Source organism: Paenibacillus methanolicus (assembly GCF_008124765.1).
In the GTDB taxonomy this organism is placed as follows: Bacteria; Bacillota; Bacilli; order Paenibacillales; family Paenibacillaceae; genus Paenibacillus_Z; species Paenibacillus_Z methanolicus.
This window is the reverse complement of sequence record NZ_VNHS01000003.1, coordinates 576,913-595,339: the sequence shown is the minus strand read 5'-3', so window position 1 is coordinate 595,339 and position 18,427 is coordinate 576,913. Positions and strand designations below refer to the sequence as shown.

Annotated in this window: 13 protein-coding genes; 10 read left to right on the top strand and 3 right to left on the bottom strand. The window is 55.0% G+C overall.

The window, feature by feature from the left end:
* Positions 1-113: 113 nt before the first annotated feature.
* Complete coding sequence (locus BCM02_RS11155; protein WP_246183321.1) at positions 114-1,187, top strand: LacI family DNA-binding transcriptional regulator; 1,074 nt, start codon at positions 114-116, stop codon at positions 1,185-1,187.
* A 49-nt stretch (positions 1,188-1,236) separates the two neighbouring features.
* Here the strand turns inward: BCM02_RS11155 and BCM02_RS11150 are convergent, their stop codons facing one another.
* From BCM02_RS11150 to BCM02_RS11140, 3 genes are all read right to left on the bottom strand, one after another.
* Positions 1,237-2,409, bottom strand: coding sequence for a glycoside hydrolase family 130 protein (locus BCM02_RS11150; RefSeq protein ID WP_148929137.1), 1,173 nt, complete (start codon positions 2,407-2,409; stop codon positions 1,237-1,239).
* 22 nt (positions 2,410-2,431) lie between these two features.
* Positions 2,432-3,634 (bottom strand): AGE family epimerase/isomerase, encoded by a 1,203-nt coding sequence (locus BCM02_RS11145; protein ID WP_148929136.1) that lies wholly within the window; start codon positions 3,632-3,634, stop codon positions 2,432-2,434.
* A gap of 295 nt (positions 3,635-3,929) precedes the next feature.
* Positions 3,930-4,946, bottom strand: coding sequence for a LacI family DNA-binding transcriptional regulator (locus BCM02_RS11140; RefSeq protein WP_148929135.1), 1,017 nt, complete (start codon positions 4,944-4,946; stop codon positions 3,930-3,932).
* Positions 4,947-5,175: 229 nt separating this feature from the next.
* Between BCM02_RS11140 and BCM02_RS11135 the strand changes: the two genes are divergently transcribed.
* The 9 genes from BCM02_RS11135 (at position 5,176) to BCM02_RS11095 (ending at position 18,312) form a co-directional block, all read left to right on the top strand.
* Entirely contained in the window at positions 5,176-6,516 is a 1,341-nt protein-coding gene (locus tag BCM02_RS11135; RefSeq protein ID WP_148929134.1) for an ABC transporter substrate-binding protein, read from the top strand.
* 123 nt (positions 6,517-6,639) lie between these two features.
* Positions 6,640-7,515 (top strand): carbohydrate ABC transporter permease, encoded by an 876-nt coding sequence (locus BCM02_RS11130; RefSeq protein ID WP_148929133.1) that lies wholly within the window; start codon positions 6,640-6,642, stop codon positions 7,513-7,515.
* A 3-nt stretch (positions 7,516-7,518) separates the two neighbouring features.
* Entirely contained in the window at positions 7,519-8,352 is an 834-nt protein-coding gene (locus tag BCM02_RS11125; protein ID WP_148929132.1) for a carbohydrate ABC transporter permease, read from the top strand.
* A 37-nt stretch (positions 8,353-8,389) separates the two neighbouring features.
* Positions 8,390-9,412, top strand: coding sequence for a glycoside hydrolase family 130 protein (locus BCM02_RS11120; protein ID WP_148929131.1), 1,023 nt, complete (start codon positions 8,390-8,392; stop codon positions 9,410-9,412).
* A 74-nt stretch (positions 9,413-9,486) separates the two neighbouring features.
* Positions 9,487-10,443, top strand: a complete 957-nt coding sequence (locus BCM02_RS11115) for an acetylxylan esterase (protein WP_148929130.1) — start codon at positions 9,487-9,489, stop codon at positions 10,441-10,443.
* A 46-nt stretch (positions 10,444-10,489) separates the two neighbouring features.
* Positions 10,490-12,502 (top strand): methyl-accepting chemotaxis protein, encoded by a 2,013-nt coding sequence (locus BCM02_RS11110; RefSeq protein WP_148929129.1) that lies wholly within the window; start codon positions 10,490-10,492, stop codon positions 12,500-12,502.
* A gap of 398 nt (positions 12,503-12,900) precedes the next feature.
* Positions 12,901-14,712 (top strand): sensor histidine kinase, encoded by a 1,812-nt coding sequence (locus tag BCM02_RS11105; protein ID WP_148929128.1) that lies wholly within the window; start codon positions 12,901-12,903, stop codon positions 14,710-14,712.
* Entirely contained in the window at positions 14,712-16,292 is a 1,581-nt protein-coding gene (locus tag BCM02_RS11100; RefSeq protein ID WP_148929127.1) for a response regulator, read from the top strand. Before BCM02_RS11105 ends, BCM02_RS11100 begins: the two co-directional genes overlap by 1 nt.
* A gap of 148 nt (positions 16,293-16,440) precedes the next feature.
* The gene (locus BCM02_RS11095; RefSeq protein WP_246183320.1) at positions 16,441-18,312 is read left to right on the top strand and encodes a sugar-binding protein; all 1,872 of its coding nucleotides are present in this window, start codon (positions 16,441-16,443) and stop codon (positions 18,310-18,312) included.
* Positions 18,313-18,427 lie beyond the last annotated feature (115 nt).

Sequence of the window (18,427 nt, the reverse complement as noted above, 5' to 3'; positions counted from 1 at the left end):
CATCGAGATTGTTGGACGCGCGGCAATAAAGGGATGCTGTACAGGCATTTGTTTTGTTATAATAATAGCGAATCATATCGCAAACAGTTAGGTTGCTCGGGGGTATTAGACAGTTGAAGAGAATTACGATGCAGCAAATCGCCGACCACTTGGGGCTGTCCAAGTTTGCCGTATCGAAGGCGTTATCGGGCAAAGGCGGCGTCAGCGAAGCGACCAAGGACCGTGTCATCCAGGCGGCCTCGGAATTGGGTTATTTCGGACAGAAGAACGGTTACATCAAAAGTCAGCTTCCGTTAGAACCTCATATTAGTAATCGGGAGAAGAGGTCCGTGCTCGTACTGATGCCGAATATCCGGTTTCAGACGAGGGAGTCGCTCTATTGGGGCAAAATTATGGAGGGCATCTCCGAGGAACTGGAGGCGAGGAAGCTCGGCATGATCATCGTCTCCGAGGCGCAATCGGAGCATGTTATGCACGTGTTGAATCCGGAGGGACTGCTGGGCATCGTCGGCGTTGGCCAGATTGAATCCGCAACGCTGCTGGAAATTCATCGGTTAGGCCTTCCGCTGGTGCTGGTCGACCACGAGGATGCGCTCATCCCGACCGATACGGTGTTCGCCAACAACCGGGACAGCATGCTTAAATTATGCGCGCATTTAATCGGGCTTGGGCACCAACGTCTCCACTTCTTCGGCGATATCGAATTTTCGCGCAGCTTCCGCGACCGATGGACCGGTTATCGGGACGCGTTGGAAGCGGCCGGGTTGGATGCGCAAGACCGGCGAGATCCGATGTTGCGTCTGCAGGGCGTGGAGCGGGGCGACTACGAACCCGAAGTTAAAGCCTGGATCGCCCGGCGGGTATCCGATAACCGATTGCCGACGGCGCTTGTCTGCGCGAACGATTCCATCGCGCTCCGACTGCTGGGTCTGCTGCGCGAACTGGGGATTCGGGTCCCGGAGGAGGTCGCGGTAACGGGCTTCGACAACATCGACGATGCCAGCCGCAGCACGCCGTCCCTCACGACCGTCGATGTCCCGAAACAAGCGATAGGGAATCGGGCGGTGAAGAGGTTGATCGAGCGGATCGATCATCCGGGGCAACCCTTCGAGAAAATCCTCGCGAGCGCGGAGTTGGTCTACCGCGACTCAAGCGCTTCGGGCGGGAGCGGACAGAGCGAACAATAAGAAAGGCTTGAGCGAAGGGGAACTTCCGCTCAAGCCTTTTTTTGATCGTTTAACGAAGGGATAAGTTGCGGTCGATAAGTTCAATCCGCTGCGCCACGCAAGCATGGGAGCGGAAGGCGTCCTCCGGCGTGTTCAGCACGTAGTCCAGCAGACGATCGACCGTCGTGGATGCGACATGAATGCGCGTATCGGAGGAGGCGTAATAAATATAGACGTCGCCGTTCTCGGTCGTAATGACCCCGTTGCAGAAGACGACATTGGATACGTCGCCTACGCGCTCATCGGCTTCGGGCGCGATGAGATGACCGCCGGGACGATGGGTCGCCACATGCGGGTTGTCGAGCTCGGTCAAGAAAGCATACAGCACGTAGCGCAGCCCGGCAGCGGTGTTGCGCACGCCGTGGGCGATATGCAGCCAGCCGCGATCGGTCTTGATCGGCGCGGGACCTTGGCCGTTCTTCACTTCTTTGATCGTATGGTAATGGCGCTCGTCGATGATGATTTCGTTGTCGATGACGGCATGCTCGATCGACTCGGACAAGCCCCAGCCGATTCCGCCGCCGGAGCCGGTGTCGATGAAGCCATCCTGCGGACGCGTATAGAAGGCGTATTTGCCGTCCACGAATTCCGGATGCAGCACGACGTTGCGCTGCTGGGCGGAGGCGGTCTTCAGATCGGCGAGGCGCTCCCAGGTCGCGAGGTCCTTGGTACGGGCGATGCCGCATTGCGCGACGGCGCTGGAGAGGTCGCCTCGCGGCGCGCTCGGGTCCTTGCGCTCCGTGCAGAACAAGCCGTAAATCCAGCCGTCCTCATGTTGAACGAGACGCATATCGTAGACGTTCGTATCCGGAACGTCCGTCTCCGGCAGCACGACCGGATGATCCCAGAATCGGAAGCCGTCCACGCCGTTTGCGCTCTCGGCGACGGCGAAGAACGATTTGCGGTCCACGCCTTCCACGCGGGCAACCAAATAAAACTTGCCGTTCAGGTAGATGGCGCCGGGATTAAAGACGGCGTTGACGCCCAGCCGCTCGGAGAAGTACGGGTTCGTCTCCGGATTGAAGTCGTACTTCCAAATCAACGGCGCGTGCTCCGCCGTCAGGACGGCATGCTTGTAACGGTCGTATACCCCGTTGCCGTAAGGGACTTTCTCGTTGGGGCGGTTAATTAACGCCTCGTAACGCTCGGTAAGTTGTTGCTTTCTTTCTTCGAATACGCTCATGGGATCTTCCTCCAGATTAGAATTAGTGCGCTGAACGCGCTCCGAGCCGCTCGAGCAGCTCGATGCAGGCGCGGCTGTTATGATAAGGACATTTCCAAGGGCTGACTTTCGGTTGTCCAGCCAGCGGCTTGCCCGACGGATCGACGCCCCAGTGCCATTCGCCGCCCTCTTTATCCACGATGTAGGTCTGAATGAACGTCCAGCTTTGCCGGGCGGCCTGCAAGTATTTGTCGCTGCCGGTCAGCTGGTACGCATTATAAAATCCGACCATGGCTTCGGCTTGCGGCCACCAATCTTTGTTCGCATCGGTCACGCCGCTTGCGTCCGCTTCGTTCCAGATGCCGCCGTCTTGATCGATGCCTTCCGCCAGCACCGCCTCGGCCATGGCGAGCGCCGCGCCGCGCACGCGTTCCAGCACCCCGGACTCGCCCAGCACTTCGGCCGCTTCATATAATAGCCAGCTGCCCTCGATATCGTGGCCATAAGAGATGTGATGACCTTGGATCTGCCAGTTATCGTCGAAGAACAGCTGGAAACGGGGATGCTCGGGATCGATAATATGGTCGAGCGTCACCTCGATCAGCTCTTGCAAGCTGCTGCGCAGCTCCTCCGACTTCCAGACCCGGTACAAGTTGGTGTACGCTTCAAGCACATGAAGATGGGTGTTCATCGACTTCTTCACGTTCAAATCTTTGTCGCTCAAGCTCAACTTGTCGGTCGGCTGCCAGTCCCGCGCCAGTGCCTCGATATAGCCTTTATGGCGGGGATCGTAGGCATGCCGCTCCAATAAGCGGTAGATGCGTATCGCAATCGCCAACGCTTCTTCGCTGCCGAAGGCGCGGTCGTATTCCGCAAGCGCATAGATGTAGAACGCTTGGCCGTACACCTGCTTCTTCGTCTCGACGGGCTGCCCCGCATAATCGACGCTCCAGAATAGACCGCCATGCTCCCGGTCTGTAAAGCGATCCTTCAGGTAAGCGTAGGCAAGATCGGCGATCGCTTTGTACGCAGGCTCGGGATAGAGCCGGTAGGCGGCCGCGAAGGACCAGAGGATGCGGGCGTTCAGCACGAGTCCTTTGTCGGCGCGGCTATTAACCATCATCTCTCCGTCGATCTCGCCGATGAACCCGCCATGCTCGGCATCCACCGTATGTTCGATCCAGAATCGCAAAATGTTCTGCTGCAGTTCGGACTGCAGCTCTTCCTTCCATTGCAGGTAATCCACGGCTGATCTCTCCTTATTACTTTAATGCATAGAAGGCCGCGATAACGGGCTCGGCTTCTTTAGAAGTCCGCTTGTTCGGTCTGATTGTGCGGCGCAGACACCCTAAAGTTATTTTGTTAGTGTTTGTTATCGTAAATAATAACAAATTAGATATCTAATACATACTATAAAGCTAACGGTTAGGATGTTCAAGAAGAAAATATCGTGTTCGATCGGATTGCGAAGTTATAATGCGCAGCAAAAAAACCGCCCTATAGGGCGGTTGGCGGGTGATGAATCGAAAATAACAGGATGTTTAATTGTTAGCTTCCAAACGCTTGACGGAATCCCGGAAAACGATTTTGCCTTGGACGAGCACGCGGCCGTTCCGTCGGCCGGGGCTTTCGAGTTTCTCCATCATAAATTTGACCGCGGTCCGGGCCATCTGGTCGATATCCACCTCGACCGTGGTGAGGTGAGGGGAGACGAGCGTGGCATAGACGTCGTTGTCGAAGCCGACCACGGAGCAATCGGCAGGAACGCTATAGCCGGCCTCCGTCAGCCTTTCGTACAGATTGTATGCGACCTGATCGCAGTTGCATACGAAAGCGGTCGGCATTCGCTCCGGCAGTTGGATATCGATGTATCGACCGCGTTCATCCCGGTCATTCAGCAGCAGGCGCTCCTGGAAAGCGAGCCCGTGCTCGAGCAGCGATTTGTAATAGCCCAGAAAACGATCCTGAATGCTACTGGTGGAATAGATGTTGCCGACGTAAGCGATGTCGCGGTGGCCCAAGCGAATTAAGTAATTCGTCAACTCGTACGCGCCGTAGAAGTTATCCTGGATGATCGAGTCGACCTCGGCATGCTCGTCATAGAAATCCAGGAATAGTTTGGGCATGTTCATGTTCTGAACGGTTTGGATATATTCTTTGCTCACTTGTCCGAGGATGATGATGCCGTCGACTTTATTCTCGCTATATACTCTCGGGAAGTTCAGTTGATCCTCGTCTTCGTTACTTAAAATATTCAGAATGCCAAAGTAACCGTAATGGTCCAGGTGGAGAGAGATCTGCTGATAAACCCGGAGGTAGAAGGAACTGTTCATACCCGTAAAGCGCTGGGGGATCATAACGCCGACATTATAAGACAGGCCTTCCTTGATCGACTTGGCAGCCGAATTGTAGCGGTAGCCCATCTCGCCGGCGATCTTTTTTATTTGGAGCTTTAAGCTTTCGCTGACGCCTTCTTTATCATTTAGCGCTTTGGAGACGGTTACGCTGCTGACGCCTAGTTTATCCGCGATATCTTTCATGGTTATGTTACTCTTCATAAACTTCCTGTTCACCGTCCTATAGAAAGTAAAGCGATATCGGTTTTTTAGCTAAAACAAGTATACATATATCGTGCATGTAGATAAAGTAATTTATTACTCGACTTTGTAACTTAAGTTAGTTTTACTTTATTGAATTTAATGATTGACACGAAAACGCATACAAAATAGAATAATAAAGTACTTTACCGATAACTTAATAATTAAGTTCGAAAGGGGTTACAAGAAAGTGAAGACAAACAAAGCATTCATAAGCCTCATGTCGGTCGCGCTCGTCGGTTCCATGCTGGCGGGATGTTCCAAAGACAACGCGGCGAATAACGCGCCTAACCAAGGAGCCGAGAACGGACAAGCCGAGAATGCGGCGAAAGGACCGTCCGGCGAAATTACGGTACTGACCCAGCGGACGGATATCGTGGATACGGTATTCAAAGCGTATGCGGACGAGTTCAACAAAACGTATCCGGATGTTAAAGTCAATTTTCAAGCGCTCTCGGATTACGAAGGTCAGATCACGGTTCGGATGAATTCCGACGACTACGGCGACGTGCTGCTCGTGCCGACCAGCATCCCGCTCGCGGATACGCCGGAATTTTTCGAGCCGCTTGGCGATCTGGCCGAAATGAGCAAGGAATACATCGGTCTGGAAGAACGCGCGGTGGACGGCAAGGCGTACGGCATTCCGATCGCGGTCAACTTCTCCGGCGTTCTCTATAACAAGAAGGTATTCAACGACGCTGGCGTAACAAAGGCGCCTCGCACGATCGACGAATTCATGAGCGCCTTGAGAGCGATCAAGGACAAAGGCGATGCCACTCCGCTGTACACGAATTACGCCGATGGTTGGCCGCTTACGCAATGGGAAGCGGTGCTCACCACCGTGGCCGGCAAAGTGGATTACGTGAACGTCGATCAGCCGAACACGGACGAGAACTTCGTGTCGGGCAAGCCGCACTACGAGCTGTACAAAGTGATGTACGACGCCGCGAAGGAAGGCTTGATCGAGAAGGATCCGACGACGACGAACTGGGAAGCGTCGAAGGCCGACATCGCGAACGGCAAAATCGGCGCGATGGTGCTCGGCTCCTGGGCGATCGGACAAGTTCAGGCGCTCGCGCCGAACAAGGACGACATTGCGTACATGCCGTTCCCGACCAACGCGAGCGAAATCATTATGCCGCTGGCCGACGACTACACGCTCGGCATTAACAAGAACAGCGACAATAAAGAAGCGGCACGAGCATGGATCGACTGGTTCGTGAAGGAATCCGGCTATCCGACGGAGCAAGCGGGCGGCATGAGCCCGGTTATCGGCGCGCCGCTGCCGGAGACGCTGAAGCAATTCGAAGGCACGGACGTGAAATTCGAGCTGCAGACGCCGGCGAAGGCGGGCCAAGAGGGCCTGGTCGACAAAATCGACAAAGATGCGGAAATCGGTCTCTGGCAGCCGGAGTTCAAGAAACGCATCATCGAAGCGGGCATCGGCAATCTCGACGAATCCTACGACGACATTATGAAGGATCTGAATGACGCATGGGTGAAATCCCGCGCGAAAGTAAGCGGCAAGTAACAGGCTTTCAAGCGCCATTCGGCGCAGGCAACGCAAGAGGGGGACGCGGGATTTCGCGCTTCCCCTTTATATCGCGCATAGAGAGAGACGTTTGGGAGCAGGACCTTTTGGAGGTGTGGAGCGGTGTTAAACAATCTGAGCTATAAAACGCAGCGGAAAATCATCATCTTCGCTTTTTCGCTCATTCCGGTCGCGTTATTGTTCACGTTCGCGTATTTGCCGGTATTCAATATGTTCAAGTACAGCTTTACGGATTGGAACGGCTACAGCAAGAGCTACGACTACGTCGGATTCGAGAATTACAAAACGATCTTTACGGATTCGAAGTATTTTACCGTCTTCAAAGTCAGCTTGTACTACTTCATCGGCTCGTTCGCCCAGATGGCGGTAGCGTTGTATTTCGCGACCGTGCTGAGCTCGAATGTCCGGTTCAAGAACTTTTTCAAAGGCGTGCTGTTCTTTCCGTATTTATTGAACGGCGTTGCCATCGGCTTTATCTTTCTTTTCTTCTTCCGTCCTGACGGCACGCTCGATACGCTGATGCAAAGCGTCGGACTCGGAGCCTATACGCAGGGCTGGCTGCTGAATCCCGCCATCATCAATATTTCGCTGGCCGGTGCTTCATTATGGCGCTACATGGGCTTTAACTTCATCATATTCCTCGGGGCGATCTCTTCGATCGGCAAGGATGTGTACGAAGCGGCCGCCATCGACGGCGCCAACCGCTGGCATCAATTCCGACACATCATTCTTCCGAGCATCAAGAGCATCGTGCAGTTAAACCTGATCTTGGCGATTAGCGGCGCGATCTCCGCGTTCGATATTCCATATATCATGACAGGCGGCTCCAACGGCAGTAACACGTTCGTCATCCAAACGGTCACGACGGCGTTCAAGTATAACAAGCTCGGTCTTGCCTCCGCCATGGCGGTCGTCCTGCTCTTCATCGTCATTATCGTGACCTTGCTGCAGCGCTTGTTCATCAAGGAGGAGAAATAAACCATGTATAAGCTCAAATACGGGACGGCGGCCGTATTCAAATATGCCACCTTGCTCCTCGGCGCCTTCGCGGCGCTCGTTCCGATCGCGGTCGTATTCTTCGCCTCCTTCAAGACGAACAAAGAGTACGGCACGTCGAGTCCGCTCACGCTCCCGGATAACTGGCTGAATTTCGCCAACTATTCGAAAGCGTTCGTGAACGGCAACATGCTGCTCGGCTTCGGGAATACGATCTTCATCGTCGTCGTATCGATCGTCGGGGCCACGATAATCGGCGCGATGATCGCGTTTGTGCTGAACCGGTTCCGGTTCCGCGGCAGACAGCTGATGATGGGCGCCTTCCTGCTCGCGACGCTTATTCCGAGCGTTACGACACAAGTGGCGACCTTCCGGATCATCGACTTCTTCCATCTGGTGGATACCCGTTTCGCGCCGATTCTGCTCTATCTTGGCACGGATATTATCGCGGTCTACATTTTCATGCAGTTCCTCGATTCCATCTCGGATTCGCTCGACGAATCGGCGATGCTTGACGGCGCCTCGTATTTCACGATCTTCTGGCGCATCATTCTGCCGCTGCTGGCGCCGGCGATCGTGACGGTCGTTATCGTCAAGGGCGTCAATATTTACAACGATTTCTACACGCCGTTCCTGTATATGCCGAGCGAGGATCTTCAGGTTTTGTCCACGGCGCTCTTCAAGTTCAAAGGCCCGTATGGCTCCCAATGGGAGGTCATTTGCGCGGGGATCATGATCACGATCATTCCGATCCTCCTTATTTTCTTGTCGCTGCAAAAGTACATCTATAACGGTTTTGCGCAAGGTTCGGTCAAATAATCGCATTTATTACATCGATTAAAAGGAGAATTTTACGATGAGCACAGTACGCATCATTGGCGATAGCCTTCCGAATATGCCATGGCAGGAGAAGCCGGAGGGCGCAGCAGGCCCGGTATGGCGCCATGCCGCCAACCCCGTGATCGGCCGCAATCCGGTTAAAGGCATCGCTCGCATTTTCAACAGCGCGGTCGTCCCGTTCGAGGGCCAATACATCGGCGTGTTCCGCGCGGAGACCATTAACGGCCGTCCGCATCTGCATTTGGGCCGCAGCCAGGATGGCTTGAAATGGACGATCGAAGAGGAGCGCATCCCGCTCACGAACGAACAAGGCGAGCCGTTCCATCCGAATTACGCGTACGATCCGCGGCTGGTGAAGGTGGAAGATACGTACTACATTATTTGGTGCACCGACTTCTACGGCGCGGCGATCGGCGTGGCGAAGACGACGGATTTCAAAACGTTCGTCCGCCTCGAAAATCCGTTCCTTCCGTTCAACCGCAACGGCGTGCTGTTCCCGCGCAAAATCGACGGCAATTTCGTCATGCTGTCCCGTCCGAGCGACAGCGGCCATACGCCGTTCGGCGACGTGTTTCTAAGCGAAAGTCCGGATTTCGTCTACTGGGGCAAGCACCGTCACGTGATGAGCAAGGGCGGTCAAGGCTGGTGGCAGTCGGTGAAGATCGGCGGCGGACCGGCTCCGATCGAGACGAGCGAAGGTTGGCTGATGTTCTACCATGGCGTGACGGGCACATGCAACGGGCTGGTCTACAGCATGGGGGCGGTCATCCTGGACAAGGACGAGCCGTCCAAAGTAAAATACCGCTCCAGCACGTACGTTTTGACGCCGGAAGAATGGTACGAAGAGCGCGGATTCGTGGCTAACGTCATCTTCCCGTGCGCGACGCTGACGGATGCGGATACCGGTCGGATCGCGATCTACTACGGCGCGGCCGATACGTATGTCGGCGTGGCGTACACCACGGTGCAGGACATCGTCGATTACGTCAAAGCAACGCACGAAGAAGTCGGCGACGATGCCGGACTCGGAATCATGTAGTCTCTCATAAAGCTAGCGAAAACGGATAATCGGACATCGGCTATCCGTTTTCTTCTATATAAGGAGGAACAACATTGGCGAACGAGAAATTGGAAGATTTATTGGCTTATCGGGGAAGCAGTCCGAAGCCGGACGATTTCGACGCGTATTGGGCGCGCGCGCTGGATGAGTTGAATCGGCAGCCGCTGACGTACGAGCTCGTGCCGGCGAGCTTCCAAACGCCGCTGGCCGCCTGCTATCACCTGTATTTTACCGGTGTCGGCGGCGCTCGCGTCCATGGGAAATGCGTCAAGCCGCTGCGCAATAACGGGCAAGGACCGGGGCTGGCTTTATTCCACGGCTATCATGGAGGAAGCGGGGACTGGTTCGACAAGGTCGCCTACGCCGCGCACGGGATAACGGTACTTGCGCTCGATTGCCGGGGCCAGGGCGGACTGTCCGAGGATATGCTGACCGCCAAGGGGACGACGTTGAAGGGGCATATTATCCGCGGCATCGACGAGGAGAACCCGGATAAGCTTTACTACCGGAATGTCTTCCTGGATTTGGTGCAGACTGTCCGGATATTGAAGGCCATGGATGGAGTAGACCCGGATAAGATCGGCGTGCACGGCTGCTCGCAGGGCGGAGCGCTGACGATGGCGTGCGCCGCGCTCGAGCCTTCCGTCAAGCTGGCCGTGCCGGTCTATCCGTTCTTGACGGATTACAAGAAAGCGTGGGAGATGGGGGCGACAACCTCGGCTTATGAGGAGATCGCCTACTATTTCCGATTCATGGATCCGCTGCATAACCGTCAGGAAGAGGTGTTCCGCAAACTCGGCTATATCGATATTCAACATCTGGCCGATCGTATACGGGCGAAGGTCGTCTTCGTGACGGGGCTTGCCGATCCGATCTGTCCGCCTCTCACGCAGTTCGCGTCGTACAACAAAATCCGAGCGGAGAAGGAGCTTGTCGCGTACCCGGAGCACGGACATGAATATTTGCCGTATCTCAGCGATCGCGTTCTGCAGGAAATGCTGAAGCTGTAAACGCCCGCGGTCTACGCGTATCCAACAAAGAGGTGGCAGAGACAGAATGAAAAAACGACGGCTAACGTTCATGCCGCAATGGAAGAAGATCGGTCTTCGGAAAATCAAAAGGGCGACGCTCCATCCGTCCAAATCGGTGGGAGCGCGCGTGTTTCTTGCCTTCTTCCTGTCCACGATGACTTTCGTCTTAAGTCTTGGTTGCGTATCGTATCAGATGTCAAAAAGGACGATCGCGAACAATGCGGAACTCAGCATCCGGCAGACCTTGGAGCAAACGGCGGAGAAGCTGGATTTGACGCTGCAGCGGTTCGATGATTCGCTGCAGCAATCGCTGTTCGGCAGCGACATTCAGGATTTGGCGAGGCGCGGGGCGCTCGCCGGCACCGACGCCAGGGAGTTGATCGTGATCAGGCAGAAACTGACCTCGGCGCTTGGGAACTGGGTATTCGCCAACCCGGGCGCCTTGGGCGTCGCGCTGATTTCGAAATCGGGCGACATGGAGCCGGTAAGCAGCGGCATGATCGACAAGGGCATCCTGCAGGCGGCGCGGAATGCGGCTTGGTTCAAGGAAGCGATCGCGTCCAGGAAGGCTTTATGGCAGGCAGGCGAAGGGGGAGAAGGCGACAGCCGGCCATCGAAGCGTTTCTCTCTCATTAAGGCGCTTCCGGGCCCAAGCGGTAATGGCTATGTCGTCATGGCCGAGATCAAGACCGACTTTCTGACGGACGCATTGACGAAGATCGATCTAGAGGGACAAGCAGTAGCGAAACTGCTCTCGGCCGACCACGTGCTGCTTGCCGCTTCTTCGGAGCAGGAGGCATACTTGCCGAGCGAAGCGGGAGCTGCCCGCGCATTAACGGTCACCAGCGCGGTTAGTCTCTCGCAATGGCAGCTGTCCATTGCCATTCCGATGGAGGTGTTGATGCAAGACGCGCGCATGATTTTGTCAACCACCTATTCGATGGCTGTCATTGTGGCCATTATCGCAACGCTGATCGGCATTTGGATGGTCAGATCCATTGCTTCCCCGCTGCGGAACATGAAGGGCCTGATGCAAGAAGCAGCCTCGGGGAACTTGAAGGTTAGTATGCCGGTTCGCGGTCGCGACGAGATTGGCGAATTGTCCCGGTCGTTCAATGGGATGATGGCGCAAATGGACGAACTCGTGCTTCAGACCCGTCTCGCTGCTTCGGAGGTGCTGCATACCGCAAGCGAGCTTGGAGAAGCGTCCTATAGAACGTCGGCCGCCGCCATGGAAATCGCGGGCGCCACGGAGGAGATCGCGATCGGGGCGGCGAGTTTAGCGGAAGAGGTAGCCAGGCAGATGCGGCAGTTCATGGAGGTCAATCGGACCATTGGGGTGGCAGCTGGCGCGGTCGGGCAGGCGAGCGAACGGGGAATCGGGCAGTTGAACGCGCTCGAGTCGGAGACCGCGGACGCGGGACGCAAGACGGCAGCGCTAGCCGTTCGCGTGGACCGGCTTCAAAGTACGGCCTTGTCTGTCCTGCGGGTGCTCGAGGTCATGCAGGGCATCGCGAAGCAGACGAATATTTTGTCGCTTAATGCCACGATCGAAGCGGCCAGGGCCGGGGCGGCGGGCAAGGGATTTATTGTCGTGGCGGACGAGATTCGCGAGCTTGCCGCGCAGTCCAGACGGTCGATCGATCTGGTGAAGAATACCGCCGACGAGATTATGTCCGAGGTGAGCGCGACCGTGGACGCATTAGCCGAAGTGAGCCCGTTATTTGCTTCCCAGCGGGAAGCTGTAGCGGAGACAAGCGAGATTTTCCGTCAGGTCCATGCCCAAATGCGGCATTTCGTCGATCAATTGGGGACGGTAACGGATACCGTCGGGCAGCTCGTTCACGCGCAGCATACATTATCCGTATCCATGGGGAGCGTCAGCGCGGTGGCGGAGCAATCTTCGGCCACGACCCAAGAGGTCGCTTCCCTAACGGCCGACCAGCAGCGCGTAAGCGACAGGCTCGTTGAATTGTCGACTCAGCTTGAGTTGGTCTCGGCGAATCTTCGGGACAAGCTGGCCGTGTTCGACCGTTGACGGCGTCTGCCGGTTGTGCGATTTAGCGATTGGAACGTCACTTAAGAAGCTGCCCGAATGAACCTATTCGCGGCGGCTTTTTCGTGCTCGACAGAAGATCGAAGCTTCCTAGCGGCCCCGATCGCCATTATTTGAACGGAGCGTACGAACCATAATGAAAATGGTAAAGATTGGCGGGGTGAAGTAAAAACATGGACGTTGCAGCCCGAGCGGGAGTTACAACAAAATGAGAACATGCGGGCGAACGCGAACGGATCTCCGCCTGTCGGCTGCCCGGGGCAGCCAAAAACGCTAATAACCCCCGGGAGCCATTGCTTGCGCACAAAACGATGGTTGGATGAAAGCCCTGTCCCCAGCCGGACAGGGTTTTGTCATTCACGATCACACGGAGGTGCTGCGTGCTACGAACGATAACAAACTTGAACGCTTCCATTCGCGGCAAGCCGATCAAGCTGGCGCTCAAAATCCCTTTTTTATATTTTCTGGTCATCTTGCTTTCGGTCGCTTTCAGCTATGTCGTGTTCAATCAAATCTCCACCAACTCGGCGCAGAACAAAATTAATGAAGCTTCCTTTCAAACGCTTACCTCCATTCAAACGAACGTCGAATTCATGGTGGAGAACGTGAACAATTACTCGAAGATGATCTTCTCGGATGAGAATTTGCAAAATCTGCTGCGGCAGGGGAATGTGTACGCCAATCTGCCAACGCAGTCCAAAGTCAGCCTGTATTTGTACAATCTTATGCAAGCGGTTCCGATGATCGATTCCGTCTACATATTCGACAATTCGGGCAATCTGTTCTCCGTCGGCACCGAGCAATCGCCGACGTTCACGAGAGCGAACGTCCATGATGCGCAGTGGTATTCGCAAGTGGTCGCCCAGAAAGGGAAGTATATCTTGAAATTGAACGGAAGCGGAGCGTTCACGGGAAACGCCGATCAGAACTTCGTATCCTTCATCCGGTTGATTCGGGATCTCGACGACACGTCGCCGCTCGGCGTGCTTGTCATCAATATCAAAGGAGACGCTTTCGTCAAGGTCTATTCCAATTTGCCGAATCCCACCGCGCTGCCATTCGCGATTCTGGACGAAAGCAATCAGATCATCGCCGCCAACGCGACGGAGGATGTTCCGCTCGCGCTTTTCCAGCAGATGCAAGCGTCGTACGATCAGTTGGCCAAGCCAACCTTGCGGCAGACGAACGCTGGCTTCCTGCCCCTGAAATCCGGGTCCCAGTCCTATACGGTTTCTTATCTGTCAGGCGGGAGTTCGAAGTGGACGTTCGTGAGCATGACGCCGCACAACGTCATCCGTACGATCAATAAATCGCTCGTGCTCCTGGCGCTTGTGCTGCTCATCATCAACGGAGCCGTCTTCTTCGTGACCTCCTTCATGATTTCGCGCAGTATTATTCAACCGATTCACCGGCTGCTGCGTTCGATGTCCACAGCCAAGAGCGGTCGTTTCCAGAAGGTTCCCGCCACGCGCAACAGCTACGAATTTCAACAGCTTTTCATCGGCTACAACAACATGATCGAACAAATCGATCAGCTGCTGAAGCGGATTATCGAAGAGCAGCACACGCTCCGCAAGGCGGAGCTGAATACGCTTCAAGCTCAAATCAAGCCGCATTTTCTATACAACACGCTCGACTCGATTACGTCGCTGGCGCTGTCCGGGTTAAACGATCAGGTATGCGATTTGCTGGAGGCGCTGGGCGGCTACTATCGCGCGAGCGTCAGCAAGGGACGCGACATCATCACGGTCGGCGAGGAAGTCGAGATGGTCCGGAACTATTTGAAAATCCAACAAGCGCGGTACCGGGATATTTTCGAGGTGGAATACGACGTGGACGAAAGCTGCTATTCCTACAGCATTCCGAAGCTGGTCTTGCAGCCGCTCGTCGAGAATTCGCTTTATCACGGCATACGGTCTAAAGGAACGAAGGGCACGATTCGAATCCGCGCGCGCCGCGCGGGCGGGATGTTGACGATCGCCGTTGCCGACGATGGCATAGGCATGTCGGAAGAGAAGGTCGCGCAAATCATCCGATCGGAGCGAAACGGGCAAAGCCAGAGCTTCGGCTTGTGGGGAACCCTGGAGCGATTGCGCATTTTTTACGATGATCGAAGCCATTTCAGAATTGACAGCGAACCGGGCAAGGGAACGGCGATCACCTTATTCATACCTGTAGGAGAAGAGGCATAATGGACAATCTAAAGGTTCTCATCGTGGACGACGAATACCTCATTCGGAATTTGCTCCGCATGCGCATCGACTGGGAGCAGCAGGGGATGACGATCGTAGCGGAAGCATCGGGCGGGCACGAAGCGCTTGATCTGGTGGAGCAATGGAGACCGGATATTATCTTTACCGATATTTACATGCCCGCCATGAACGGAATCGATCTCAGCGGCCTAGTTCTGGAGAAGTATCCGACGACCAAAATCGTGATCGTGACCGGGCATGACGAGTTCGAATATGCGCGCCAGGGCATCCAACTCGGAGTGTCGGATTTTATCTTAAAGCCGATCCGCGCCGCAGAACTGCTTCAGGTCGCGGCAAAGCTAAAAGGCAAAATAAAAGAAGCGCGCAAGCGCGATCGGGAGCTTGAGAGGCTTCAAGGAGACCTGCAGCGGAATTTGCCGTTTCTAAAGGAAAAATTCCTGAACCAATGGTTATCCGGCGTTCTCTTCTCGGACGAAATTCGGGAGAAGGCGGGCTTCTTCAACATCCCGCTACATCCGGCCGTCTCGCTTCAGATTGCCGTGATCGAGATTATTCGGGCATCCGAGAAGCAATCCGAGGAGCAGCTCCTACTGCTGCGGATGGAATGCAGATGTAAGACGGAGGCCTTCTTCCGGCACGATTCGGGCGTAATCGTCGTATCGGATGCCCGCAACCACATCGTCGCCATCGCCATGAATCGGGACGCCGCGTTCGCAAGCGATTGCCGGCGGCTCCAATCCGACCTCATCGGTGCGTACCCTTGCGTCGCAAACATCGGAATCGGGCGGAGACATTCGGACCCGCTAGCGATGAGCCTAGGTTACCGGGAAGCTTCCCGCGCGCTCCAATACAAAGCCTTCGCCGGCAACAACCAGGTTGTCTGCTACGAAGACGTCGTCGAGAACGGAGAAAGGCCATATCAGTCCAATTCGGAGCTGATCAAGCAGCTGCAGTTCCATGTCAGCGTCGGATCTTCCGATCGGGCGCTTGGGATTCTGCATGAGATTTTCAGCGTGCCGTTCTCCGGCGTGTCGCAATTCCGCATGGCGGCGATGGACGTGATCACGGCAGGTCAGCATGCGGCGATCGAACAGCAGATCGAACACGAGACCGTGTTGGATAAGGAAACGCTGATAGCCTTGCTAAGCGCGGATAATCTGCCGGACATAAAATCGGCCTTATCCCAATACGTCGTTCAACTTTCAACGACCATCCACGCCAAAAAACAAGCCATTGAAGGGAACCTGATCGGTCGCGTGAAATCGTATCTCGAGCAGAACATGAGCGATCCGGAGTTGGGACTTGCGAGTACCGCCGCGGCCTTTTTCATCAGTCCGGGGCATTTGGGCAGGCTGATGAAGAAGGAAACGGGTCAAACCTTCGTGGAGTATCTCACGAATATACGCATGAAGAAGGCGGAGGCGCTGCTCAAGCGGACGGATCTAAGAAGCTATGAGGTGGGGGAGCAGGTAGGCATCGCCGATCCCCATTATTTCAGCATCGTCTTCAAAAAAAATATCGGCAGGTCGGTCAACGAATACCGAAGCCTGAAATCCTAAAGCGGCTGGATGTTCGAATAATGAAAGCGGATGCTCGTTTTTTGAATGGAGCACGGCTGGCCGCCTCCCTAAAATAAGAGGAGCAGCAACGATTCACCTGCGGAGTTTGAAATTGAAAGCGCTACAAAAAGAAGAGGAGGAGATCTTTTTGAAGAAGCGAACGAAGAAGCTGCTGTTGAAGCCCGTGATGATGGCCGTCATGGCATCCCTGGCACTTACGAGCGTGCCCGGTTCGGGGGCTGATGCCGCTGCGGCCGCAGCACAAGGAATGTCCGTATCCAAACAGACTGGCAACGCGAACGAAACCCCCAAGAAACCGGCGCCCGGCCCGGCGAGAGTACCGGTAGATCAGAACGGATTGGATGCCCAGGGAAGAATGGTGGCGTATTTCGGGTCGCCCGTGATTGACGGCAGCGTGGATAAAGCCTGGAAAAGCGCGCAGGTGGTCACCCCCAAATACCGCACTAGCCAAGCCGGGGCTTCCGCCGTCTTCAAAGCGTTGTGGGATGAACATGCGCTGTACATTCTTGCCGAAGTCAAAGATCCGCATATGTCCGTCAAATCCGGCACGCCCTACATGCAAGATTCCGTGGAAATCTTCGTAGACGAGAACAACGACAAGACCCAAGAATATGGCGTGGATGACCTGCATATTCGCGTGAATTACGACAATAGGCTGTCCGTGGACAACGGAGATGCCGAGCGGATTTACACCGCCGCGACAAAGTCGGAAGGCGGATACGTGGTCGAAACCAGAATCGCGCTCGATACGAAGTCGGACAACGTCAAAGCGCTCGGCATCGAATTGCAGGTGAATGACGCCAAAGAAACGGAACGAATCGGCACGATCAATGTATTCGATTCGACGGGCGGCGCATGGAATGATACGCGGAAATTCGGCGCGGTCCTCCTGACCGGCAAGACGAAAGGGGCGGTAAGCGGACCCAATCCGTACGATCTCTTGAATCTGATCCAACAGGCGCTGAAGCTTGATTTCTCGCTGTACAAAAATTCGGCCAGCGTAAAGGATGCCATTATGAACGTCATTGCCGAAAACGTTATTCATGATGATCGAGCGACCCAAGCGCGACTGGATGAGCACTATGCGGCGATCAAGGAGGCGATCAGCAAGTTGGAAATGACGGAGGAAGCGGCGAACGAGAAGTATTTCAAGCCGGTTCCGGATGCATATCGGCTGGAGAGCAAGCAGCCGGGGACCATTGAAAGCGTGGCGTACAAAGCGCCTAATTTAACGAACGGGACAGACGACAAGAAGCTGAACGTTTATCTTCCGCACGGTTATGACGCTTCCGATACGACGACGAAATATAACGTCCTCTATCTTATGCATGGCGGCGGGGAGAACGAGGACCTCATCTTCGGCGGCCCCGGCCAAAGCAAGGAACTAAAGCGTATCTTGGACAACATGATGGCAAACGGGGATATCGAACCGATGATCGTCGTGACGCCTACCTTCTATGGCGGCAAGAACGATACCGCCCTGTTCCACGAGGAGTTGATTTCCACGATCGTGCCTTTAGTGGAAACCAAATATCACACCTATGCTAAATCCGCGAGCTTGGAAGACTTGAAAGCATCGCGGGCGCATCGGGCATTCGGCGGCTTCTCCATGGGGTCCGTCACGACGTGGTACACCTTTATTCATGGCTTGGACTATTTCAAATATTACATGCCGCTCAGCGGCGACAGCTGGATATTAGGTCAGGCTGCCGGCGGCAGCAAGCCGAAGGAAACGGCGGAATACCTTGCCAAGGTTGCTAAGGATGCCGGTTATGCGCCGAAGGATTATTACGTATTCGCGGCCACGGGCAATTTGGATATCGCGTATCCCAACTTGAAGCCGCAGATCGATGCCATGAAACAATTAACGGATACGTTCATTTATTCCTCGGATACGACGAAAGGGAATTTCTATTTCATCGTCGGCGATGGGGGCACGCATGCTTGGAATTGGGTGAACCAGTATATTTATGACATTCTGCCGGATCTATTCCATTAGGTCGGCCTAGCAAAGCCTAGCCTCTCGTAGGGGGTTAGGCTTTGCTTTTGAATTCCAAGAGAGACCGACGCGGCTCATGGATCGCGCGGCTGGATGTTCGAATTTTGAAAGCGGA